Below are 21431 nucleotides of genomic sequence, written 5' to 3'. Positions count from 1 at the left end.
CGCCAGGGCAAGCCGATGGTGCAGAACTCTGCGCGCACTCAGCGTCCCGACAAGCGTCGTGAATTCGATCCGACGGAGCGCCTCGGCACACCGCCGAAGGCCCCGTTCAAGGGCCTTCGGGTGGTGGCACTCGGCGGCATCGGAGAAATCGGTCGCAACATGACGGTGTTCGAGCATCAGGGAAAGATGCTGATCATCGACTGCGGCGTGCTCTTTCCCGAGGACCAGCAGCCCGGCGTCGACCTGATCCTGCCCGACTTCCGCCACATCGAGAATCGCATGGCCGACGTCGAGGCAGTGGTCCTGACGCACGGTCACGAGGACCACATCGGAGCAGTGCCGTTCCTGCTGCGTCTGCGTCCCGACCTGCCCGTCGTCGGATCCAAGTTCACCCTCGCACTCGTCGCGGCCAAGTGCCGTGAGCATCGCTTGCGTCCCAACCTCGTCGAGGTCATCGAGGGCCAGCACACCCAGCACGGTCCGTTCGACTGCGAGTACTTCGCAGTGAACCACTCGATTCCCGATGCGCTTGCCATCGCCATCAGGACCGACGCCGGTCTGGTGCTGCACACCGGTGACATCAAACTCGATCAGCTGCCGCTCGACGGTCGCCTGACCGACCTGGCCGGCTTCTCACGGCTCGGCGACGAGGGCGTCGACCTGTTTCTGGTCGACTCCACCAATGCCGAGGTGCCCGGATTCGTCACGCCGGAACGTGAGATCGGCGGAGTGCTCGACACCGTCATCGGCAAGGCGAAGCAGCGCGTCATCGTCGCGTCGTTCGCCAGTCACGTGCACCGCATCCAGCAGGTCATCGACGTCGCCGAGCGGTACAACCGCCGAGTGGCATTCGTCGGGCGGTCGATGGTCCGCAACATGCAGATCGCTCAGGACCTCGGTTACCTGCGTGTGCCCGACGGCCTCGAGGTCAATGTCGACACGGCCGCAACACTTCCCGACGACCGGTTGGTGCTCATCTCCACCGGCTCGCAGGGCGAGCCGTTGTCGGCGCTGTCCCGGATGGCTCGCGGCGAGCACCGCCAGATCAACGTCAAGGCGAACGACCTCGTGGTGCTGGCGTCCTCGCTGATTCCGGGTAACGAGAACTCGGTGTTCGCAGTGGTCAACGGCCTCGCCAAGCGAGGTGCGACCGTCGTGACGCAGCAGAATGCGAAGGTTCACGTCTCGGGCCATGCCTCGGCGGGCGAGCTGCTGTACCTCTACAACGCGGTGCGGCCCACCAATGCCATGCCGGTACACGGCGAGTGGCGTCACCTGCGCGCCAACGCGGCGCTGGCCAAGGCGACGGGTGTTCCCGAGGACCGCGTGGTGCTGGCCGAGGACGGCGTGGTGGTCGACATGGTCGACGGTCTCGCCGAGATCGTCGGACAGGTGCCCGTGGGGCATGTGTACGTCGACGGCCTCTCGGTCGGTGACGTCGGCGATTCGACGCTCTCCGATCGATTGGTACTGGGCGAGGGCGGATTCATCGCGATCAGCGTTGCCGTCGACTCGGCCACCGGACGTGCGGTGACCGCACCCGAGGTGTCCGGTCGCGGATTCTCCGACGATCCGGCCGCACTCAAGGAGGCCGGTCAACTCGTCGAGTCGGAGTTGCAGCGGTTGGCCTCCGACAACGTGTCCGATACGCATCGCATCGCGCAGGCCGTGCGCCGCGTGGTCGGTCGGTGGGTGGCGGACAAGTATCGCCGCAAGCCGATGATCGTTCCGACGATCATCGCGGTCAAGCCGCAGCCGCAGTCGAACTAGGCACGCCCGCAGCCGAACTGGACGCGATCGGCTAGACGAGCAGTCGCCAGAGTCCGATCAGACCGAGAACGACGATGGCACCACGCAGGGCCGCCGGCGAGAGCCGGCGGCCGTAGCGTGCTCCGACGGCTCCACCGATCAGAGAGCCGACCGCGATCAGTCCGGCTGCCTGCCAACTGATGTCGTCGAATCGAAAGATCGTGTACGTCACCGCCGCAACGACATTGACGACCAGTGACAACAGATTCTTGGCGGCGTTCATCCGCTGCATGGTTTCGGGGAGCAGTGCCCCCATCACTCCGATGAGCAGAATTCCCTGTGCGGCAGTGAAATAGCCGCCGTAGATGCCGACCAGCAGAGTGCCTCCGGTGACCAACGCCATCCTGGTGCGACCGATGTGGTTCGCGGCCTTGCCCGCGGCCTCCGATCGACGCTTCGCCCAGGCCTGGATTCTCGGTTGTGCGACAACGAGGATCAGCGCGCCGATGAGCAACACCGGAACCACCGCGGCGAACACCGTTTCGGGCAGGTGCAGCAGCAGCCAGGCCCCGCCGAGTGCTCCGAAGAACGAGGCAGGCAACTGCCATCGCAGTCGATGCCACTGTCCGCGCAGCTCGCGGCGATAGCCCCACGTACCCGAGACACTTCCCGCGACCAGTCCCACCGCATTGGACATGGTGGCAACCACCGGGGGATAGCCGAATGCGACCAACGTCGGAAACGTGATCAACGTCCCGGAGCCGACGACGGCGTTGATGGCTCCGGCTCCGAACCCGGCGAGCAGGATGACGAGAATTTCCGATACCGGCACTGTTGGGAGGTTACCCAGGCAAAGGGTGGTATCCCGCGGCAGGATGCCGCTGGTTCCGTCTGGCCGTAGCCTGGAGCACGTGAGCCTTGCCCAGGATGAACGTTCCCAACTGGTCCAGACCCTTCTCGACGTGGGTCCCGATGCGCCGACGCTGTGCGGTGAGTGGACAGCGGCCGATCTGGCGGCGCATCTCGTCGTTCGGGAGCGACGCCTGGGCGCCTCGCCGGGCATATTTCTGTCTCCGCTCGCGGGGTACACGGCGCGGGTTCAGCGATCCGTGGCGAACAAGCCGTTCGCCGCCGTGGTGGAGGACGTTCGGACCGGGCCGCCCATGTGGTCACCGTTCGCACTGCTGGACCCGTTGATCAACCTCGGTGAGATGTTCGTTCATCACGAGGATCTGCGCCGGGCAGGCGAGAATTGGACTCGGCGAGTGTTGCCCACCGCCGTGGAGACCCGACTGTGGACGCAGGTCCGTTTGGTGGGTCGGGGTGGTCATCGCTCGTCACCCGTACCGGTTCACGTACGCACACCCGATGGGCGACGGGCAACGTTCAAGGGCGGGTCCGGCCCCGGCGTGACCGTGGTGGGGGAGCCGTCGGAACTGTTGCTCTACGCATTCGGACGCGACCGGATCGAGGTTCTGTACGAGGGTTCGGCCGACGATGTCGCTGTCGTGAAGGCACTCGATCTGAGCTTCTGACACATTCGGCTCCGCTGTTACTGGTGTTGCGGATGGTTTCGACGGGGCTGTTGCGACTAGCCTGGGGGCATGGCAGGAAAGACCAGCACCTCCACCGCCAGGGCCGGGTCCAGTGGATCCGGCTCCTCGCGCGCGTCCGGCACCGCCCGTAAATCCGGTGGCGGCCGCACCGCGCGCACCGTCACCACGCCCAAGAAGCCCACCGCGCCGCGCAACCCGGCGACCTCCCGTGCGAACGCATCCTCGCGCGGCAAGGGACCCGCCAGGGGTGCGTCGACGGCTCGGCGGCCTGCGGCGAAGAAGAAGTCACGCGGTGCTCTCGATGCGATCGGGCGGGGCATCGCGTCCACCTGGTCGATGGCGGCACGCGGAGTCGGTGCCACGACTCGGACGGTGAGCAAGGCCGCCGACATCGAGCACGGCCACCGCCGGGACGGCATCGCTCTCGGACTGATCGCCGTCAGCGTGGTCGTCGCCGCGAGTGTCTGGTTGAGCGCCGGGGGACCGGTCGGTGAATGGATAGAGGTGGGCATCCGCGCCGTCATCGGCGAAGCCGGCTACGTCGCGCCCGTGCTCGGTGTCGCGATCGCCGTTGTTCTGATGCGGTCCGAACCGCATCCCGAGGTACGACCGCGACTGGTCTTGGGCTCGATCCTGCTCGGTCTGCCGATCCTCGGACTGTGGCACATGGCCGCCGGTTCACCGACCGATGCCGCCGGCCGATCCGAGGGCGCAGGCTTCGTCGGCTACGTAGCGGGCGGACCCATCGCCGACGGCCTCACCGTGTGGCTGGCTGTGCCGCTGCTGCTGCTCGCCGGTCTGTTCGGAGTACTCCTGCTCACCGGCACCACCGTGCGCGACGTGCCGGATCGGATGCGAGCACTGTTCGGCACCGACAGTCGCGGTGACGAATACGACGAGTACGACCCGGCCGACTTCGGCTCCGAGTTCGGGGACGAGGGCTACGGCGACTACGACAGCAACTTCGACGCCGACGGCTACCCGGTCCACGGCAGCGCGGACCCGTACGACAACTACCCGACCGAGGAGTACATCCCGGTCACCAAGCCGCCCCGCGCGCGCAAGACCCCGCCACCCGAGGCGGCCACCGAGGTCATCGTGCCTGACGCGGCTGTCCCCGCACCTGCCCCCGAGCCGGTCGCGCCCCCACGGCCCAAGCCCAAGCCGATCGTCAAAGCGGCCGAACCGAAGCAGGCAGCCGAGGACGACAAGATCGTCGTCGATCGAGTCGTCGACGGCGATTACACGCTTCCGTCGCTGTCGCTGCTGATCGACGGTGATCCGCCCAAGACCCGCAGCCAGGCCAACGACGCCATGATCGAGGCGATCTCCGAGGTACTCGAACAGTTCAAGATCGATGCCGCGGTCACCGGTTTCACCCGCGGGCCCACGGTCACTCGCTACGAGGTGGAGCTCGGACCCGGCGTCAAGGTCGAGAAGATCACCGCGCTCGCACGCAACATCGCCTATGCCGTCGCGACCGACAACGTTCGCCTGCTCGCGCCGATCCCCGGGAAGTCCGCGGTCGGTATCGAGGTACCCAACTCGGACCGGGAGATGGTCCGCCTGGCGGACGTGCTGACCGCGCCGTCGACCCGCAAGGATCACCACCCGTTGGTGATCGGACTGGGCAAGGACATCGAGGGCGACTTCGTCAGTGCCAATCTCGCGAAGATGCCGCACTTGTTGGTGGCCGGATCCACCGGTTCCGGTAAGTCGAGTTTCGTGAACTCGATGCTCGTCTCACTGCTCGCGCGGGCGACGCCGGACGAGGTTCGGATGATCCTGATCGACCCGAAGATGGTCGAGCTCACGCCTTACGAGGGCATTCCGCACCTGATCACTCCGATCATCACGCAGCCCAAGAAGGCTGCCGCGGCGTTGGCCTGGCTCGTCGAGGAGATGGAGCAGCGCTACCAGGACATGCAGATCAACAAGGTCCGCCACATCGACGACTTCAACAAGAAGGTGCGTTCCGGCGAGATCACCGCACCCCTCGGCAGCGAGCGCGTCTATCGGCCCTACCCCTACATCCTCGCGATCGTCGACGAGTTGGCCGACCTTATGATGACCGCTCCCCGCGACGTCGAGGAAGCGATCGTGCGGATAACACAGAAGGCACGTGCGGCCGGCATTCACCTGGTGCTCGCCACTCAGCGTCCGTCGGTCGACGTCGTCACCGGTCTGATCAAGACGAACGTGCCGTCGCGTCTGGCCTTCGCGACCTCGTCCCTGACCGACTCTCGCGTCATCCTGGATCAGCCGGGTGCGGAGAAGCTGATCGGTATGGGTGACGCTTTGTTCCTGCCGATGGGCGCGGGCAAGCCGACGCGTCTGCAGGGCGCGTTCATCACCGACGAGGAGATCTCTGCGGTCGTCGACTTCGCCAAGAATCAGGCGGAGCCGGAGTACAACGACACCGTCACCGCAGCGAAGGTCTCGGACAAGAAGGATGTCGACCCCGACATCGGCGACGACCTCGACGTGCTGTTGCAGGCGGTCGAGTTGGTCGTGACGAGTCAGTTCGGTTCGACGTCGATGTTGCAGCGGAAATTGAGAGTCGGATTCGCCAAGGCCGGGCGATTGATGGATCTGATGGAGAACCGCGGGGTGGTCGGCCCGAGCGAGGGATCGAAGGCCCGCGAGGTGCTCGTCAAGCCGGACGAGCTCGACGGTCTGCTGTGGTCGATCAAGGGCGGCGACCCGGACGAGCAGCCCGTGTCGGAAGAGTTCTGAGCGCTCCCCGGTCCCGGGTGAATGGACCACTGCAGCCGTCTGGGCGGTGCAAGGGTCCATTCACCCGAACCGGGTGAGCGGGCCGATCAGGACGTGAAGGTCCCCATGACGGGCGTCCACTCGTGGAACGTCGCCGTCTCGATGAGGTTCTCCACCGCGAACGGGTCCTGGGCGAACAGTGTTTCGACGGTGGCGGCATCCGGTCCCTCGACCAGCAGCAGTGCTCCGCTGCCGTCGGCGTACGGTCCGCTCGACACCAGGGTCTTCCGGTCGAGCAGATCGGCCAGCCAGGCGCGATGTGCCGCGCGATGGGTGTCGCGGCCCTCCGTGGTGGCGGGGGAGTAGGTGTAAGTGACGGCGATCAGGGGCATGGAGCTCTCTTCCGGATTCGAGGATCGATACCGGGATTCTGTCAGAGTGAGAGCAGCATCCGCGTGTTGCCCAGAGTGTTCGGTTTGACGTAGCTAAGGTCCAGGAATTCGGCCACGCCGGTGTCGTACGACCGGCACATCTCCGCGTAGACCTCCGCCGTGACCGGGGTTCCGTCGATCTCGGCGAACCCGTGTCGGGAGAAGAAGTCCACCTCGAAGGTCAGCACGAACACCTTCTGCAGTGCCAGCTCACGAGCGACCTCGATCAGTTTTGCGACGATCAGGTGGCCTGCGCCGTGCCCCTTCGCCGCAGGATCGACGGCCACTGTGCGAACTTCGCCCAGATCGGCCCACAGCACGTGCAACGCACCGCAGCCGATGATCTCACCGTCACGTTCGGCGATCCAGAACTCCTGCACCGCCTCGTAGAGGGTGACGAGGTTCTTCTCGAGCAGGATGCGTCCTGCGTAGATGTCGATCAAACGTTTGATCTCGGGGATGTCGGAGGTCCTGGCTCGACGCACGACGAGGGTGCCGTCGTTCACGGAGCCACGGTCCGCGAGGTCGGAATGCACGTCGGATTCGGGGTCTGCGATGTCGCGACTCGCCCGATTCGGCCCAGAAGTCATGGGGTGAACAGTAGTCAGTACCTCAACCGATAAACTTTCCGTGTGTCGCTTCTGCAGCTGTGTCCCCGTCTCGGCGGATCGGTGCTGCGCAACAGCGGACATACGAGCCGGTACGTCGTCGACGGCTCGCGGGTGTGCCGATGACCGGGCCGGTTGCGCCCGATCACGGCGTTCCGTCCAGCGGTGAGATTTCCGGCAACCGCGCCTCCGGACCGGCTGATGCTCCGCGCACGACGGGGCTGCCCCACAGCAACGCTGTCGCGGGCGGCCCGGACTTAGTGCCGTTGCTCAATATCGCGAACGTGCTCACGGTGCTCCGGATCGCACTGGTTCCGGTCTTTCTCGCAGCGCTGTTCGTCGGCGACGGCCACGACACCTCCTGGCGGCTGACCGCGACCGCGATCTTCGCCGCCGCTGCCATCACCGACCGGATCGACGGCCAGCTGGCCCGCAAGTACGGTCTCGTCACCGACTTCGGGAAGATGGCCGACCCCATCGCCGACAAGGCGTTGATCGGCGCCGCGCTCGTCGGGCTGTCGATGTTGGGCGACCTGTCGTGGTGGGTGACGGTGATCATCGGAGTGCGAGAAATCGGCATCACCGCAGTGCGGTTCGCCGTCATCCGCCACGGCGTCATACCCGCAGGCCGCGGCGGGAAGGTCAAGACACTGGTGCAGACGTTCGCGATAGGGGTGTACCTGTGCCCGCTGCCGAGTGTCGTCGACCCGTTCGCCGTTGCCTTGATGGCGCTGGCGGTACTGCTCACCGTGTACACCGGCCTGGACTACGTGGTGCAGGCCGTTCGCCTGCGCCGAGGCGTGTCCTCGACGTGAATCGCTCCGACGTGACCTCCGCAGCGGCCGTGTCGCGCGCGGGCGAGCAGGATGAGGATTCGGCGGGATACAGTCTTGGAAGCCGTGTCGGAGCAGCTTCGGCACGTGTTGGAGTGAACGGGCATATAGGGTCGGGAACCAATCGGACCGGCTGGGACGTTGAACATCGTGACGGCTCCGGACGAACGAGATATGAACGTTGTCGTCCCGACGGCACAGTCGTCGGCACGAACACCAACGAGGAGGAGCGAGATGGCGCTGCTATTGCGTGAAGCACTCGGCGACAGTTTGCGGCGTACTCGCGTCGCACAGAGCCGAACCCTGCGTGAAGTCTCGAACACCGCACGCGTGAGCCTCGGATACCTTTCCGAGGTGGAACGCGGTCGCAAGGAGGCATCGAGCGAACTCCTCGCCGCGATCTGCGACGCACTCGCCGTCCCGCTCTCGGACGTCATGAGCGATGTCAGTGTGACGCTGTCCGACGCCTCCACCGCCGCAGCGCGGCTCGACGAGGCAGCGGTCGCCACCCGTATCGACGGCGATACTCGCGTCGTGATTCCGGCACCTGCTGCCAGAGCTCTCGCCGCCGCCTAAGATCGGAAAAGCAATCAGTTTCCACTCCTGACCCAGATCACGCACCCGACTTTCACAGCACGGACAGGTTCATTTCGGTCACTGCGAGAGCAGCCGACCCGTACGCGGCCACCGCGGCGCAACAGATGGAGGCAGGACCACCCCATGGCTAATCCTTTCGTCAAAGCCTGGAAGTACATGATGGCGCTCTTCAATTCCAAGATCGACGAGAAGGCCGACCCCAAAGTTCAGATTCAGCAGGCGATCGAGGACGCACAGCGCCAGCATCAGGCTCTGTCCCAGCAGGCCGCGTCCGTCATCGGTAATCAGCGCCAGCTCGAGATGAAGCTCAGCCGGCAGCTGGACGAGGTCGAGAAGCTCAATGCGAACGCTCGGCAAGCGGTGACGCTGGCCGATCAGGCCGCCACTGCGGGCGACATCGAGAAGGCCACGCAGTACACGAACGCCGCCGAGGCCTTCGCCGCGCAGCTGGTGACCGCCGAGCAGAGCGTCGAGGATCTCAAGGTCCTGCACGATCAGTCGCTGCAGGCGGCCACTCAGGCCAAGAAGGCCGTCGAGCAGAACGCCATGGCCCTGCAGTCGAAGGTCGCAGAACGCACCAAGCTGCTCAGCCAGCTCGAGCAGGCGAAGATGCAGGAGAAGGTCAGCGAATCCCTTCGGTCGATGGACAGCACCCTGTCCGCGCCCGGCAACACCCCGAGCCTCGACGCCGTTCGGGACAAGATCGAACGTCGCTACGCAGACGCCCTGGGATCGGCGGAGCTGGCTCAGAACTCGGTCTCCGGTCGCATGATGGAGGTCCAGCAGGCATCCGTGCAGATGGCGGGCCACAGCCGCCTCGAGCAGATCCGCGCTTCGATGGCAGGCGACTCGCTGCCGTCGGGAAATGCCGCGGCGAAGCCGTCGATTGCCAAGTCCCCGGACGCGACGCCCGAGCCCCCGGCTCAGGCGTAGATCGACCTGACGAACAACTCGGTCGTCCGACAGCAGCGCCGAGATGGGTAGAAGAGATCACGAATCCGGCCGGTCGCGTAAGCGGCCGGCCGTTTCGCTCGATCGAGAATCCGTGACCACCGCCGTCTCCGAGTCCGGTGCAGTGGTCAGATCTCTGGCGGAGTCCGCTCGAAGTGTCGGTACCTCGATCCTCGACGCCGCCGGCCGTCGGAAAGACCCCCGTGTCAAGCATCTGAAGAAGATTCGCCGTGCCAGACGACGCGGAATCAGGTTCGGTGCTGCGTCCACGACGACAGCGGTGGGAACCGCGGGGATGGCCGTGCTGTCGGCTCCGGAGTGGACTCTGTTCGTGGGCGGCGGTAGTGCTGCCCTCATGGCGGTACCGGCGGCATTCGCGGTGACGCGGTTGCGGCGTCTTCGCGCCCAACCGGTCCCCGTCGGCCTGCCCACCAAGCGCGTGTCGCCGCAGCGCGGATCCGCCGCGTACGAGTCGATGGCCCGACTGGCCGGTGCCGAGCAGAGTCTGTTCGAGCTGCTGGGGATCCTCGCGAGGTCCGAGACGATCGGTACCGACGACGTCGAGGAGATGATCGGGGTTACTTCCGATGCGGCTCGCGGTCTCGAAGGAGTTGCTGTCGACATCGCTGCTCTGGAACGTGCGGGGGCGGCGAGCGCTGTGACCCGCGAGCACCTCCGCGGCGCAATAGCCTCGGCGGCAGCCGAACTCGCGACCGGGGTCGATCAGTACGAGCAGCTTGTCGCCGCGGCCGCGCGGATGACCGGCCCCGCCGGACCGGCGTCGACGACGGTCGTGGAATCGCACCGACGCGAGCTGTTGTCGGCGACGGATCGACTGCAGGGATGGGCCGAGGCACTCACCGAAATCGATCAGATCCGGTCGCGGCACCGCTGAGACAATTCAGGGTTCACCCCGATGTGTTCGTCGCGGCCGGATGCCAGGATCGACGTACGCGATACGACACGGTGCGCGGCGACACGGTAGGAGCACTCATGTTCTGGAAGATTCTGGGATTCATCGTTCTGATCTGGATTGCGCTCGCGCTTCTGGGCAGCATCATCAAGGGTCTCTTCTGGCTGGTGGTGGCAGGCGCGATCGTGATGGGACTGGTGTGGCTGTACAAGGCGATCGCCTCCGACAACGATCGCTCGTCGCTGAAGTTCTGACGCCGATGCGCCGTTCCGTCAACCGAGAGCAGCAGAGCCCTGCTCGACGAACACCCGAAGGGCCCGCGGTACGCAGCGTGCCGTGACGGGTAGTTCCGCGACACGTTCCCCGTCGGCGTAGGCGACGATTCCGTCGCACCGCAAGGTGACCTGCGTCGAGGTGTACGTGTCGACCTCCGGTAAGTCGATGTGTGTTCCCCGATAGAGAGTCGGCGACAGTCCGAGCAAGCGCGTCCGACTCGCCCCGCGAACGACGGTGACATCGAGCAGACCGTCGTCCACTCGCGCGGCAGGGCACACGGCCATGCCGCCTCCGTAACTCCTGCCGTTTCCGACCGCGACCAAGGTGGCATCGAGTCGAAGTTCGGCATCGTCGAGTTCTATGACGTACGGCAGCTTCGTGAGTGACGCCAGCTGTAGCACCATGGCCGCGTTGTACCGGAGAGGTCCGCGCGGCCAGCGCAGTCGCTTGGCCCTCTCGGTGACCAGCGAGTCGAAACCACTGGACAGAACGGTGGTGAACCACCGTTCGCCGATCCGTCCGAGATCGATTGCGCGCGTGACGTTGTCGGCGACGATGTCGGCTGCGTGGGCAGCGTCGTCGCGAGGTAGGCCCAGAGTTCGGGCCAGGTCGTTGCCGGTGCCTGCCGGGATCAGGCCCATCGGAACGTCGGTGCCGGCGAGCACTTGAACGACGAGATTGACGAGCCCGTCGCCGCCGACGGCGACCACGGCGTCCGTACCGCTGCCGACGGCCTTCTCGAGCAATGACAATGCATCCCCGGGCGTGCGGCCTTCGATGGTCGTGACGTGAAGTTCTCGCTCCCGCAAGCGCGCCACGGCGCAGCGCCCGGCGTGGCCCGCGCGACCACCGCCGGCCATCGGATTGGTCAACACCGTCACCGATCGGGTCATGGTCGCAACGATTCGTCGATCACATCGATCAGCTTGCCAGGGTCGACGGTTCCCGTGGTGGTGACCGAGGCGATTCGCAGCGGTATGCCTCCGGCGTACGTTGTTCGGGCGTGTGGCCGGTGATTTCGGGGCCGAAGGTGCGTGTAACCGTGAGGTACTGTAACGAAAGAGACTGTTATTGCTGGAAATACAGTCCTTTTGTCCGAACTACGAAGGGTGGCACGTGATCGAGCAGCCGGTGTCGAGTCCTGCCTCGTCCGAGCCCCTGCAGTCGCCGTCCCGAACAGAAGCTCCCGAGAAGTCGGTCGAAGACGCCGTTCTCGACGCGGCCCGGTCCTGCATCCTCGAACACGGCGTCAAGCGCACCACCTTGGCCGAAATCGCGCGCCGCGCCAAGGTCAGCAGGCCCACCGTGTACCGGAGATGGGCCGACACGCGAGCTGTGGTGTCGAGCCTGCTCACTCGTGAGATCGGTGCCCTGATTCCGAGTTTCGACGCCACCGCGTCGGCTCGCGATCAGATCGTCACTGCCGTGGGTGAAGTGGCCGACCGCATTCGACTCCATCCGTTGTTCGTGAAGATTCTGCGTTCCGATTCCGACGTGCTGGCCACATACATTCTTCATCGACTCGGAACCAGTCAGTCGTTGATCATCGACGCGTTGTCTTCTCTGGTCGTTGCCGGACAACGTGATTGCTCGATTCGCGCAGGGGATCCCACCACGCTGGCCACGCTGGTGCTACTGATGGTGCAGTCCGCGGTGCAGTCCGCGGAGATGGTGTCCGAGCGCGTCTCGGGGACCGAGGTGACGCGTCAGATGGCGTACGCAGTGGACAGTTACCTGCGGCCCGAGAGTGCGTGAACGAGTCTGCGTCGACCGCTATGCGGGACCGAGTGCACATTTCGCCGCTCGGGTTCGGGCCGGCTCTCCCGACCTGATCCCGGCACCCGTCGAGCGGTAGGGCTCGAGTGTGGCACGCTGGGTTCGTGCGAGTAGCAGTGGTGGCCGGGCCCGATCCGGGGCATGCCTTTCCGGCGATCGCGCTGTCCCTGCTCTTCCGCGCGGCAGGCGACGAACCGATCCTCTTCACCGGTAGCCGCTGGGTGCCCGACGCGCACGCAGCGGGGCTGCGGGCGTTTCCGCTGGGTGGTCTTGCGCCGCGGCCGGAGGACGACGATCTCGACGCCGGACAACGTATCCATTCACGGGCGGCGTTCGTCTCGACCGAGTTGCTGCCCGACCTCGAGCGGGAGAACGTCGATCTCGTCGTGTCCGACATCCTGACCGCAGGGGGCGGCATGGCCGCGGAGCGGCTCGGGATCACCTGGGTGGAGCTCTCGCCCCATCCACTGTATTCGCCCTCGAAAGGGTTGCCTCCCATCGGAAGTGGCCTGGCTCCGGGTACCGGGGTTCGCGGCAGGTTGCGCGATACCGTGATGCGCGCGTTGACGGCACGCTCGATCGCTCAGGGACGAGCTCAGCGGTCCAGCGCACGGACGAGCATCGGGCTGCCTGCCGAGGATCCGGGCCCGGCTGCTCGGCTCGTCGCCACCATTCCTGCGCTCGAGGTGCGCCGTCCCGACTGGCCGGAGGACGCACACGTGGTCGGCCCGCTGCTGTGGGAACCGACGGACGACCTGCTCGACACTCCGGACGGCACGTCACCGCTGGTGATGGTCGCGCCGTCGACAGCCTTCACCGGGGCGGAGGGAATGCTCGAGATGGCGCTGAAAGGGTTGGACGGCAGGGGAGTTCGGGTGGTGGCGTCCGTTCTCGACGGAGTTCCCGCCGTACTCCCGAACTGGGCGAACGCCGGCTTGGGCCGCCAGGACGAACTGCTGCGTCATGCCGATGTGGTGGTGTGCGGTGGTGGGCACGGAATGCTGGCCAAGGCGCTCATGCACGGCGTTCCGGTGGTGACCGTCCCGGGCGGTGGCGATCAGTGGGAGCTGGCCAATCGCGCCGCACGGCAGGGGAGCGCCGTCATCGTACGACCCCCGACGCCGACCTCGATCGCCGACGCGGTGGCCACCGTACTGTCCGATCCGCGCTTCGCCCGGGCGGCGGCGACGGCGGCGGACGGGGCGCAGTCCGTCGAGGATCCCGTGTCCGTCTGTCATCGGGTGCTCGACCGCAGCACTCCACGGCGCGGACGTTAGGGTTGTCGTTGTGCGTCTGACCGAATTTCGTGAACTGCTCACCGAGGAGTTCGGCTCCGTTCGTGGCGATTCGCTGCTGACCGATCACGTGCTGTCCGGTATCGGCCGAACCGGAGCGCAGGCCATCGAGGACGGCGTCGATCCACGGGAAGTGTGGCGGTCGATCTGCTACGAGTTCGATGTACCGAGAGAACGCTGGTAGTTCCCCAGGTCCTGTCGATCCTCTCGGCGTGTCGATTGCTGCGGTAGTTGACTCGAACACGTGTTCCCCTATGCTTGGGTCAACGGTTGCCGGTCGGTGTCGAGAAACTTCTTGTCGGTACCCCGATCTAGCGTTACCGACGACAAAGCTGATCGACACGACACAGCTGAACGACACGACACAGGGAGCTCACGATGGCTGCATACGATCGCGACAAAGCGCTCGATCTCGCACTCGCGCAGATCGACAAGAACTTCGGCAAGGGTTCGGTGATGCGCCTCGGTGACGAGGTCCGCCAGCCCATTGCCGTCATCCCCACGGGATCGATCGCGCTCGATGTGGCACTCGGCATCGGAGGGTTGCCGCGTGGACGTGTCATCGAGGTCTACGGTCCGGAATCCTCGGGTAAGACCACCGTCGCCCTGCATGCGGTGGCCAGTGCTCAGCGAGCAGGCGGCATCGCGGCCTTCATCGACGCCGAGCACGCCCTGGATCCGGACTACGCCAAGAAGCTCGGTGTCGACACCGATGCATTGCTCGTGTCGCAGCCCGATACCGGTGAACAGGCTCTCGAGATCGCCGACATGCTGATCCGTTCGGGTGCACTCGACATCCTCGTGATCGACTCCGTGGCGGCACTGGTACCGCGCGCCGAGATCGAGGGCGAGATGGGCGACAGTCACGTCGGTCTGCAGGCCCGCCTGATGAGCCAGGCGTTGCGCAAGATCACCGGCGCGATGAGCAACTCCGGTACCACCGTGATCTTCATCAACCAGCTGCGCGAGAAGATCGGCGTCATGTTCGGCTCTCCCGAAACCACCACCGGTGGTAAGGCATTGAAGTTCTATGCCTCGGTTCGCCTCGACATCCGCCGCATCGAGACCCTGAAGGACGGAACCGACGCCATCGGTAACCGCACCCGGGTCAAGGTGGTCAAGAACAAGGTTGCGCCGCCGTTCAAGCAGGCCGAGTTCGACATCATCTACGGCAAGGGCATCAGCCGCGAGGGCTCGTTGATCGACATGGGCGTCGAGCACGGCTTCATCCGCAAGTCGGGTTCGTGGTTCACCTACGAGGGTGACCAGCTCGGTCAGGGCAAGGAGAACGCCCGCAAGTTCATGCTCGAGAACCCCGACGTGCGGGACGAGATCGAGAAGAAGATCATGGAGAAGCTGCAGATCGGCGCGGACGTCACCGCGGAGGAGCCTGCAGCCGCTCCGGTGGACTTCTAACCTGTTGTCGCTGTGCAGCAGCGAGACGAGAGTGGCGGCACCGAGGCGCAGGCGAAAGATGTCTGCCTTCGGTTGCTGACCGACCGAGCGCGTAGCAGGCACGAACTCGAAGCAAATCTTGCGAAGAAGGGCTTCACTGCCGAGATCGCGAACGCCGTTCTCGACCGGCTCGAAAAGGCAAAGCTTGTCGACGACGAGTCCTTCGCGCAGCAATGGGTTCAATCCCGGCACAAGTACTCGGGCAAGGGTAAACGCGCACTGAGTATGGAGCTCCGCAACAAGGGAGTCAGTAACGAACTCGCTCTGCACGCACTGGATACGATCGATGCCGACGACGAACGTCAGCGTGCAGCCGAGCTGGTACGCAAGCGATTTCGCACACTACAAATGCCGGACTCGAGTGGGCCGGATGCCCGCGCCGAGCGTGACAAGGTTGTCCGAAGATTGGTCGGCATGCTCGCGCGCCGTGGCTACTCGCAGGGCATGGCGTTCGCGGTGGTCAAGGAGCAACTCGACAGCGCAGGTGCCGACACCGAAGGCTTCGACGGCCCAGACTCGATGTGATCGTCCACCTCGAGTAGGAGCCGTCGAGAAACAGTAAGGCCCGCAACACCATCGGTGTTGCGGGCCTTACTCGTTGCCGGCGATGGTGATCAGGCTGCCTGACCACCGTCGAGAGCGGGAACCACGTCGGTCGCGCCGGCTTTGCGCTTACGCGAACGCAAACGACGTTCGACCACGGTGGCCAGCTTCGTCAACGCGGAGTTGATGATGATCATGATGACGGCGACGATGATCAGCGAGGGGAGGTAGTTGCTGTAGAACGCGCCTACCTGCTGACCGGAACGGACCACTTCGACGTACCCGATGACGTAACCGAGCGCCGAGTCCTTCAACGCCACAACCATCTGCGAAATGATCGCCGGAAGCATGGCGGTGACGGCCTGGGGGAGCAGAACCAAAAGCATGACCTGGCTCTTGCGCATTCCCAGCGCGGATGCAGCTTCCCGTTGGCCCTTGGGCAACGAATTGACACCGGCACGCACGATTTCGGCGATGACCGAACCGTTGTACAGCGTCAGGCCGGTGACCACGGCCGCCAAGGCCAGGTACTTGACCTTGAAGACCTCGTAATCGGCGTAGACCGCGTACAGGAAGATCATCAGAATCAGTACGGGTACTGCGCGGAACACCTCGACGATCGCGCCGCTGACGATCCGTACCGCGCGATGATCCGAGAGGCGGCCGATACCGAGGACGGCACCGAGGATCAGTGCGAACACGATCGAGAGCGCCGCTGCAACCAGCGTGCCCTGGATTCCGGGGATCAGATACGTCGTCCACGTGGTCGATTCGAGGAACGGATCCCACTTCTCGGCGGTCAACTGACCCTTGGAGTCGAGTGCTCGGTAGATGAGGAACGCGACGCCCAGCGAGACGACGGCAACGACCCCGGTCAGAATCCGGTAGCGCAGCACCGCTTTCGGGCCCGGAACGTCGTAGAGAACTGCTACTGCATCACTCATCATGACACCGCCAATCGCTTGCTGATGTAGCCGAACAGCAACCCGGTCGGGAGCGTCAGGATCATGAAACCGAGCGCGAAGATGCCGCCGACCACGAAGATCGCGGCCTCGTTCTCGATCATGTTCTTCATCAGGAACGACGCCTCGGCGACGCCGATGACCGATGCGATCGTCGTGTTCTTCGTCAGTGCGATCACGACACTGCCGAGCGGTCCGACCACGGCGCGGAACGCCTGTGGCAGAACGACGATGGAGATGTTCTGGGTGAACGTCATACCCAGTGAGCGGCCGGCCTCGGCCTGACCGACGGGGACCGTGTTGATTCCCGATCGCAGAGATTCTGCGACGAACGACGCGGTGTAGACACTCAGACCGAGGATTGCCAGGCGGAAGTTGTTGTCGTCGAGGAAGGTCGAGGACGATTCCGACGCGAGCGAGACACCCATGGTCTGGTACAGGCCGAACGAGGTGAACAGGATGATCAGGGTCAACGGGGTGTTACGGAAGATGGTGACGTACGTCGCGGCGATGCCACGCGCGATCGGGATGGGTGACACCCGCATCGCGGCAATGATCGTTCCGATGACCAGTGCGCCGACGAGGGATGCCAACGTCAGGTAGATGGTCGAGAGAAACGCGTCGATCAATTGATCGCCGTACTTGCTCAATAGGTTCACGGTGCTTGTTGATCCTCACGGCTCGGCGAGATCCAACCGTCGTGTTCCGCGCGCACGCGCTCGCGGAACACGACGAGAGGGTCGATCAGTAGCGGTCGACGGTGGGCGGGGTCGGCAGCGGGTAGCCCGATGCGCCCACGGTGTCGTTGAAGGCCTGCTCCCATGCACCGCTCGACACCATCTCCTCGATGGCGTCGTTGATCTGGTTACGTCCTTCGGTGTCGTCCTTGTTCAGGCCGATGCCGTAGTTCTCCGTGGTGAACGGCTCACCGACCACCTTGAACTGTCCGGGGGACTGAGCGGCGTAGCCGGCGAGGATGATGTCGTCGGTGGTCACCGCATCGACGGTGCCGTTGCGCAGCGCCTCGACGCACGCGGAGTACGTGTCGTATGGCTGCAGCTGCACGCCGGGGTACTCGTCGGCGATGTTCTGGGCCGGGGTGGAACCGGTGACCGAGCAGAGTCGCTTGCCGTCGTTGAGCGAATCGGCACCGGTGATGTCGGTGTTGTCCTCACGAACGAGCAACGACTGTCCTGCCACGAAGTACGGGCCGGCGAAACCGACCTTTTCCTTGCGGGTGTCGGTGATGGAGTAGGTGGCGACGATGTAGTCGACCTCGCCGTTCTCGATCAGAGTCTCGCGCTGCGCCGAGGGGGACTCCTTGAACTCGATGTTGGCCTCGTCGACACCGAGCTTGCCGGCGACGTACTTGGCCACCTCGACGTCGAAGCCGCTGAACGTGCCGTCGGGATTGCGCAGACCGAGACCGGGCTGGTCGAACTTGATGCCGACGATGAGGTTGCCGGACTCGGCGCTGCTCGAGATGGTGCGAGCTTCCTCTCCGCCGCCGCAGGCGGTGGCGACGATGGACAGAGCGGCGATGGCGACACCGAAGCGAAGCGGTCGGGTGATTCTCACAGTGAATGTCCTTAGGGATCGGTTCGGGTATTCGGGGTGAACGGTGAAGCGGGTCAGTGACCGAGGATCTTGCCGAGGAAGTCCTTGGCACGCTCGGACTTGGGCGACTTGAAGAAGGTCTCGGGATCGGTGTCCTCGACGACGGCTCCGTCGGCCATGAAGATGACGCGGTCGCCGGCCTTGCGGGCGAAGCCCATCTCGTGGGTGACGACGAGCATCGTCATGCCCTCCTTGGCGAGCGAGGTCATGACGTCGAGTACCTCGTTGACCATCTCGGGGTCGAGGGCCGAGGTCGGCTCGTCGAACAACATCACCTTGGGGTTCATGGCGAGAGATCGCGCGATGGCGACACGCTGCTGCTGACCACCGGAGAGCTGAGCGGGGTACTTGTCGGCCTGGTTGGCGATTCCCACACGTTCGAGCAGAGCCAAGGCGCTCTTCTCGGCCTCGTCCTTCTTCTGCTTGCGTACCTTCATGGGCGCGAGCATGACGTTCTGCAGGATCGTCTTGTGCGCGAACAGGTTGAACGACTGGAACACCATGCCCACGTCGGCGCGCAGGGCCGCAAGGGCCTTGCCTTCCGCGGGAAGTAGATCTCCGTCGACCTCGATGGCACCGGAATCGATCGGCTCCAAGCGGTTGATCGTCCGGCACAGAGTCGACTTGCCCGAGCCGGAGGGGCCGACGACGATGACGACCTGACCGGCCGGCACTTCCAGGTTGATGTCCTTGAGGACGTGCAGATCACCGAAATGTTTGTCGACGGATTTGAGCGAGATCATCGAGGGCGCGCCCGGCGGGGGTGTCGATGCCGGCGCGTCGGTGGCGTGCGTCATAAGTCGAAACCCTATGCGTAGTTTCCTCGCCGACCGGTGTTTTCGCCCGCCATCTTCGATTATGTAATGGAAACTTTACTGTTGCCCCGCATCGGCCCTGCACAGTCTGCGGTGGAGCCCGCGACCCCGGCGGGCCGGTCGGTGCGATGGACGTACCCTGGAGGGGTGCAAACGAGTGTTTTTCCGACCGTGGACGTGGCCGATCACGGGAGTACCGATCCCGTCCCGGTGACGGACCCGTCGGCGTCGGTTCCCCGCAGCTACGAAGTGCGTACGCACGGATGCCAGATGAACGTCCACGATTCCGAGCGGTTGTCCGGGCTGCTCGAGGAAGCGGGCTACGTTCCGGCCGACGCAGGCACCGACGCAGATCTCGTCGTCTTCAACACCTGCGCGGTGCGCGAGAACGCCGACAACAAGCTGTACGGCAACCTCGGCATGTTGCGGCCCGCGAAGACGCGAAACCCCAACATGCAGATCGCGGTCGGTGGTTGCCTGGCGCAGAAGGATCGCAGCACCGTCGTCGAGAAGGCTCCGTGGGTCGACGTGGTCTTCGGAACCCACAACATCGGGTCGTTGCCGGTGTTGCTCGAGCGCGCCCGGCACAACGAACGGGCACAGGTCGAGATTCTCGAATCCCTCGAGGCCTTCCCGTCGACCCTGCCGGCGAAACGCGAATCGACATACGCGGGCTGGGTCTCGATCTCGGTGGGCTGCAACAACACCTGCACGTTCTGCATCGTCCCGGCCCTGCGCGGCAAGGAGATCGACCGCAGGCCGGGCGACATCCTCGCCGAGGTACAGGCTTTGGTGGATCAGGGTGTACTCGAGGTGACGCTGCTCGGCCAGAACGTCAATGCGTACGGTGCCTCGTTCGCCGATCCGGACATGCCTCGCGACCGCGGCGCGTTCGCATCGCTGCTGACCGCATGCGGCTCGATCGATGGTCTCGAGCGAGTGCGGTTCACCTCTCCGCACCCGGCCGAGTTCACCGACGACGTCATCGAGGCGATGGCGTCCACCCCGAACATCTGTCCCACCCTGCACATGCCGCTGCAATCCGGATCGGATCGCATCCTCAAGGCGATGCGCAGGTCCTACCGGCAGAGCAAGTTCCTGGGCATCATCGACAAGGTGCGCGCGGTCATGCCACACGCGGCCATCACCACCGACATCATCGTCGGCTTCCCCGGTGAGACCGATGAGGACTTCGAGCAGACGCTCGACGTGGTTCGGCGGGCGAAGTTCGCCAATGCCTACACCTTCCAGTACTCGAAGCGGCCGGGAACGCCTGCCGCCGAGATGCCCGATCAGATCCCCAAAGAGGTTGTGCAAGAACGGTATCTGCGATTGATCGCTCTGCAGGAAGAGATCGTTCTCGCTGCCAACCGAGAGTTGATCGGTACCGAGGTCGAACTACTCGTCGCCACCGGTGAAGGTCGCAAGAACGCCGCGACGCATCGGATGAGCGGGCGAGCCAGGGACGGCCGACTCGTGCATTTCGCAGTCGACGCCGATCGCGTGAGCGAGATCCGCCCGGGCGACGTCGTCACCACCACGCTGACGGCCGCTGCGCCGTACCACCTCATCGCCGACGCCGGCGTGCTCACGCATCGCCGTACGGCAGCAGGAGACGCCCACGAACGCGGTGTGATGCCCAAGACGGCACCGATCGGCGTCGGCCTCGGACTTCCCTCGATCGGCGCACCGGCGCCGCTACCGGTAGAGACAGGATGCACCGCATGACAGACACAGACGGACCCGATCGCGTCGTACCCTCTCGATCCGCCGAGGAACTCGGGCGAACGGAGAGGGCGGTGATGACGGAACTGGACCCGGGAGCGCGGGCCATGGTCGTGGCCGGGCTGGTGCTGGTCCTGTTGGTCACGTTCGCGTTGCCGCACACCGGATCGGCCAGCGGATTCGACGTGCTCACGGGTGGAGAAGCCGCAGTTGCCGAGTCCATCGCGCTGCCGTCACGCGTCTTCGTCGTGCTGGTGCTGACGTTCGGCGTGGTGATGTCGGTGCTCGCGCTCGTCACCCGTATCTGGGCATTGGCGTGGGCCGCCCTCGCGGGATGTGCGGTGTCGTCGGTGTACGGGATGCTCTCGATCTGGACGCGGCAGACCGTGCCGGACAACCTGCAGGGTGCCGGACCGGGAATCGGCCTGATCATCGCCTGGATCGCCGTCATCGCATTGACTTTCCACTGGCTCAAGGCCGTGTGGAACAAGACGAACGCCCAGCTCGCAGCTCAGGAGCAGCGGCGCATCGCCGCCGCGTCGGGCGAACAGAAGCTGCGCCTGTGGGACGGCCACTCGGCCCCGTAGGTCCGATCGGCCGCCCCCGGTCAGGAG

23 protein-coding genes are annotated in these 21431 nt (G+C 65.0%); 15 read left to right on the top strand and 8 right to left on the bottom strand.

All coding sequences use genetic code 11. The features are described 5' to 3' along the window. The first annotated feature begins 15 nt into the window (after nucleotides 1–15). Complete coding sequence (locus CH296_RS23710) at nucleotides 16–1770, top strand: ribonuclease J (RefSeq protein WP_032397879.1); 1755 nt, start codon at nucleotides 16–18, stop codon at nucleotides 1768–1770. A gap of 31 nt (nucleotides 1771–1801) precedes the next feature. Here CH296_RS23710 and CH296_RS23705 read toward each other — a convergent pair whose 3' ends face one another. Beyond that, nucleotides 1802–2581: a sulfite exporter TauE/SafE family protein gene (locus CH296_RS23705; protein WP_032397880.1), complete on the bottom strand. Its 780-nt coding sequence runs from the start codon at nucleotides 2579–2581 to the stop codon at nucleotides 1802–1804. A 79-nt stretch (nucleotides 2582–2660) separates the two neighbouring features. On the opposite strand from CH296_RS23705, the gene CH296_RS23700 reads away from it, so the two are divergent. Both CH296_RS23700 and CH296_RS23695 read left to right on the top strand, forming a co-directional pair. Then, the gene (locus tag CH296_RS23700; protein ID WP_179277803.1) at nucleotides 2661–3284 is read left to right on the top strand and encodes a TIGR03085 family metal-binding protein; all 624 of its coding nucleotides are present in this window, start codon (nucleotides 2661–2663) and stop codon (nucleotides 3282–3284) included. Between the two features lie 69 nt (nucleotides 3285–3353). Beyond that, complete coding sequence (locus CH296_RS23695; RefSeq protein WP_179272753.1) at nucleotides 3354–6041, top strand: DNA translocase FtsK; 2688 nt, start codon at nucleotides 3354–3356, stop codon at nucleotides 6039–6041. Between the two features lie 86 nt (nucleotides 6042–6127). Here the strand turns inward: CH296_RS23695 and CH296_RS23690 are convergent, their stop codons facing one another. Both CH296_RS23690 and CH296_RS23685 read right to left on the bottom strand, forming a co-directional pair. Continuing rightward, on the bottom strand, nucleotides 6128–6412 hold the full coding sequence (locus CH296_RS23690; RefSeq protein WP_032397882.1) for a YciI family protein: 285 nt from the start codon (nucleotides 6410–6412) through the stop codon (nucleotides 6128–6130). Between the two features lie 41 nt (nucleotides 6413–6453). After that, a complete protein-coding gene (locus CH296_RS23685) occupies nucleotides 6454–7041 on the bottom strand; it encodes an amino-acid N-acetyltransferase (RefSeq protein ID WP_230597007.1) in 588 nt (195 codons plus the stop codon). A 140-nt stretch (nucleotides 7042–7181) separates the two neighbouring features. Between CH296_RS23685 and pgsA the strand changes: the two genes are divergently transcribed. The 5 genes from pgsA (at nucleotide 7182) to CH296_RS29080 (ending at nucleotide 10607) form a co-directional block, all read left to right on the top strand. Continuing rightward, the gene (gene pgsA, locus CH296_RS23680) at nucleotides 7182–7874 is read left to right on the top strand and encodes a CDP-diacylglycerol--glycerol-3-phosphate 3-phosphatidyltransferase (protein WP_373557298.1); all 693 of its coding nucleotides are present in this window, start codon (nucleotides 7182–7184) and stop codon (nucleotides 7872–7874) included. Nucleotides 7875–8126: 252 nt separating this feature from the next. After that, complete coding sequence (locus CH296_RS23675; protein ID WP_032397883.1) at nucleotides 8127–8468, top strand: helix-turn-helix domain-containing protein; 342 nt, start codon at nucleotides 8127–8129, stop codon at nucleotides 8466–8468. A 144-nt stretch (nucleotides 8469–8612) separates the two neighbouring features. Continuing rightward, on the top strand, nucleotides 8613–9422 hold the full coding sequence (locus tag CH296_RS23670; RefSeq protein ID WP_037189526.1) for a PspA/IM30 family protein: 810 nt from the start codon (nucleotides 8613–8615) through the stop codon (nucleotides 9420–9422). A gap of 112 nt (nucleotides 9423–9534) precedes the next feature. Beyond that, the gene (locus CH296_RS23665) at nucleotides 9535–10335 is read left to right on the top strand and encodes a hypothetical protein (protein ID WP_179272752.1); all 801 of its coding nucleotides are present in this window, start codon (nucleotides 9535–9537) and stop codon (nucleotides 10333–10335) included. A 98-nt stretch (nucleotides 10336–10433) separates the two neighbouring features. Then, nucleotides 10434–10607, top strand: a complete 174-nt coding sequence (locus tag CH296_RS29080) for a hypothetical protein (protein ID WP_032398397.1) — start codon at nucleotides 10434–10436, stop codon at nucleotides 10605–10607. An 18-nt stretch (nucleotides 10608–10625) separates the two neighbouring features. Here the strand turns inward: CH296_RS29080 and CH296_RS23655 are convergent, their stop codons facing one another. After that, nucleotides 10626–11522 carry a diacylglycerol kinase gene (locus CH296_RS23655; protein ID WP_094631730.1) on the bottom strand — a complete coding sequence of 299 codons (897 nt, stop codon included), beginning with the start codon at nucleotides 11520–11522 and terminating at the stop codon, nucleotides 10626–10628. 265 nt (nucleotides 11523–11787) lie between these two features. Between CH296_RS23655 and CH296_RS23650 the strand changes: the two genes are divergently transcribed. From CH296_RS23650 to CH296_RS23630, 5 genes are all read left to right on the top strand, one after another. Beyond that, the gene (locus CH296_RS23650; RefSeq protein WP_052050488.1) at nucleotides 11788–12384 is read left to right on the top strand and encodes a TetR/AcrR family transcriptional regulator; all 597 of its coding nucleotides are present in this window, start codon (nucleotides 11788–11790) and stop codon (nucleotides 12382–12384) included. Between the two features lie 125 nt (nucleotides 12385–12509). Then, nucleotides 12510–13682, top strand: coding sequence for a glycosyltransferase (locus CH296_RS23645; RefSeq protein WP_176459294.1), 1173 nt, complete (start codon nucleotides 12510–12512; stop codon nucleotides 13680–13682). 10 nt (nucleotides 13683–13692) lie between these two features. Next, nucleotides 13693–13884 (top strand): DUF3046 domain-containing protein, encoded by a 192-nt coding sequence (locus CH296_RS23640; RefSeq protein ID WP_032397886.1) that lies wholly within the window; start codon nucleotides 13693–13695, stop codon nucleotides 13882–13884. Nucleotides 13885–14078: 194 nt separating this feature from the next. Beyond that, nucleotides 14079–15116, top strand: a complete 1038-nt coding sequence (recA, locus tag CH296_RS23635) for a recombinase RecA (RefSeq protein ID WP_008716921.1) — start codon at nucleotides 14079–14081, stop codon at nucleotides 15114–15116. Between the two features lie 12 nt (nucleotides 15117–15128). Further along, nucleotides 15129–15680: a regulatory protein RecX gene (locus tag CH296_RS23630; protein WP_094685831.1), complete on the top strand. Its 552-nt coding sequence runs from the start codon at nucleotides 15129–15131 to the stop codon at nucleotides 15678–15680. An 89-nt stretch (nucleotides 15681–15769) separates the two neighbouring features. On the opposite strand, the gene CH296_RS23625 is transcribed toward CH296_RS23630, so the two are convergent. The 4 genes from CH296_RS23625 to CH296_RS23610 all read right to left on the bottom strand — a co-directional run bounded on the left by CH296_RS23625 (nucleotide 15770) and on the right by CH296_RS23610 (nucleotide 19020). Continuing rightward, entirely contained in the window at nucleotides 15770–16642 is an 873-nt protein-coding gene (locus tag CH296_RS23625) for an amino acid ABC transporter permease (RefSeq protein ID WP_032397888.1), read from the bottom strand. Then, complete coding sequence (locus CH296_RS23620; RefSeq protein WP_032377154.1) at nucleotides 16642–17319, bottom strand: amino acid ABC transporter permease; 678 nt, start codon at nucleotides 17317–17319, stop codon at nucleotides 16642–16644. Before CH296_RS23620 ends, CH296_RS23625 begins: the two co-directional genes overlap by 1 nt. Nucleotides 17320–17404: 85 nt before the next feature. Then, nucleotides 17405–18238 carry a glutamate ABC transporter substrate-binding protein gene (locus tag CH296_RS23615; protein ID WP_094685830.1) on the bottom strand — a complete coding sequence of 278 codons (834 nt, stop codon included), beginning with the start codon at nucleotides 18236–18238 and terminating at the stop codon, nucleotides 17405–17407. 53 nt (nucleotides 18239–18291) lie between these two features. Then, nucleotides 18292–19020, bottom strand: coding sequence for an amino acid ABC transporter ATP-binding protein (locus CH296_RS23610; RefSeq protein ID WP_170944851.1), 729 nt, complete (start codon nucleotides 19018–19020; stop codon nucleotides 18292–18294). A 282-nt stretch (nucleotides 19021–19302) separates the two neighbouring features. On the opposite strand from CH296_RS23610, the gene miaB reads away from it, so the two are divergent. Together miaB and CH296_RS23600 are read left to right on the top strand one after the other, a co-directional pair. Beyond that, entirely contained in the window at nucleotides 19303–20820 is a 1518-nt protein-coding gene (gene miaB / locus CH296_RS23605; RefSeq protein ID WP_094685952.1) for a tRNA (N6-isopentenyl adenosine(37)-C2)-methylthiotransferase MiaB, read from the top strand. Next, nucleotides 20817–21404, top strand: a complete 588-nt coding sequence (locus CH296_RS23600; protein WP_032398401.1) for a hypothetical protein — start codon at nucleotides 20817–20819, stop codon at nucleotides 21402–21404. The genes miaB and CH296_RS23600 overlap by 4 nt, the downstream gene beginning before the upstream one ends. Nucleotides 21405–21431: the final 27 nt, after the last annotated feature.

Source organism: Rhodococcus sp. 14-2496-1d, assembly GCF_002259365.1.
Lineage (GTDB): Bacteria > Actinomycetota > Actinomycetes > Mycobacteriales > Mycobacteriaceae > Rhodococcoides.
Note: the sequence above shows the minus strand (reverse complement) of the source record. Positions and strands in the feature narration are given on the sequence as shown.

Excerpts from the sequence above, each read along its gene's own strand:
- pgsA (WP_373557298.1), top strand. The coding sequence starts at position 7,182 with ATGACCGGGCCGGTTGCGCCCGATCACGGCGTTCCGTCCAGCGGTGAG.
- CH296_RS23695 (WP_179272753.1), top strand. The coding sequence starts at position 3,354 with ATGGCAGGAAAGACCAGCACCTCCACCGCCAGGGCCGGGTCCAGTGGA.
- CH296_RS23610 (WP_170944851.1), bottom strand. The coding sequence starts at position 19,020 with ATGATCTCGCTCAAATCCGTCGACAAACATTTCGGTGATCTGCACGTC.
- CH296_RS23690 (WP_032397882.1), bottom strand. The coding sequence starts at position 6,412 with ATGCCCCTGATCGCCGTCACTTACACCTACTCCCCCGCCACCACGGAG.
- CH296_RS23600 (WP_032398401.1), top strand. The coding sequence starts at position 20,817 with ATGACAGACACAGACGGACCCGATCGCGTCGTACCCTCTCGATCCGCC.
- CH296_RS23670 (WP_037189526.1), top strand. The coding sequence starts at position 8,613 with ATGGCTAATCCTTTCGTCAAAGCCTGGAAGTACATGATGGCGCTCTTC.
- CH296_RS23625 (WP_032397888.1), bottom strand. The coding sequence starts at position 16,642 with ATGAGTGATGCAGTAGCAGTTCTCTACGACGTTCCGGGCCCGAAAGCG.
- CH296_RS29080 (WP_032398397.1), top strand. The coding sequence starts at position 10,434 with ATGTTCTGGAAGATTCTGGGATTCATCGTTCTGATCTGGATTGCGCTC.
- CH296_RS23710 (WP_032397879.1), top strand. The coding sequence starts at position 16 with ATGGTGCAGAACTCTGCGCGCACTCAGCGTCCCGACAAGCGTCGTGAA.
- recA (WP_008716921.1), top strand. The coding sequence starts at position 14,079 with ATGGCTGCATACGATCGCGACAAAGCGCTCGATCTCGCACTCGCGCAG.
- CH296_RS23675 (WP_032397883.1), top strand. The coding sequence starts at position 8,127 with ATGGCGCTGCTATTGCGTGAAGCACTCGGCGACAGTTTGCGGCGTACT.
- CH296_RS23685 (WP_230597007.1), bottom strand. The coding sequence starts at position 7,041 with ATGACTTCTGGGCCGAATCGGGCGAGTCGCGACATCGCAGACCCCGAA.
- CH296_RS23655 (WP_094631730.1), bottom strand. The coding sequence starts at position 11,522 with ATGACCCGATCGGTGACGGTGTTGACCAATCCGATGGCCGGCGGTGGT.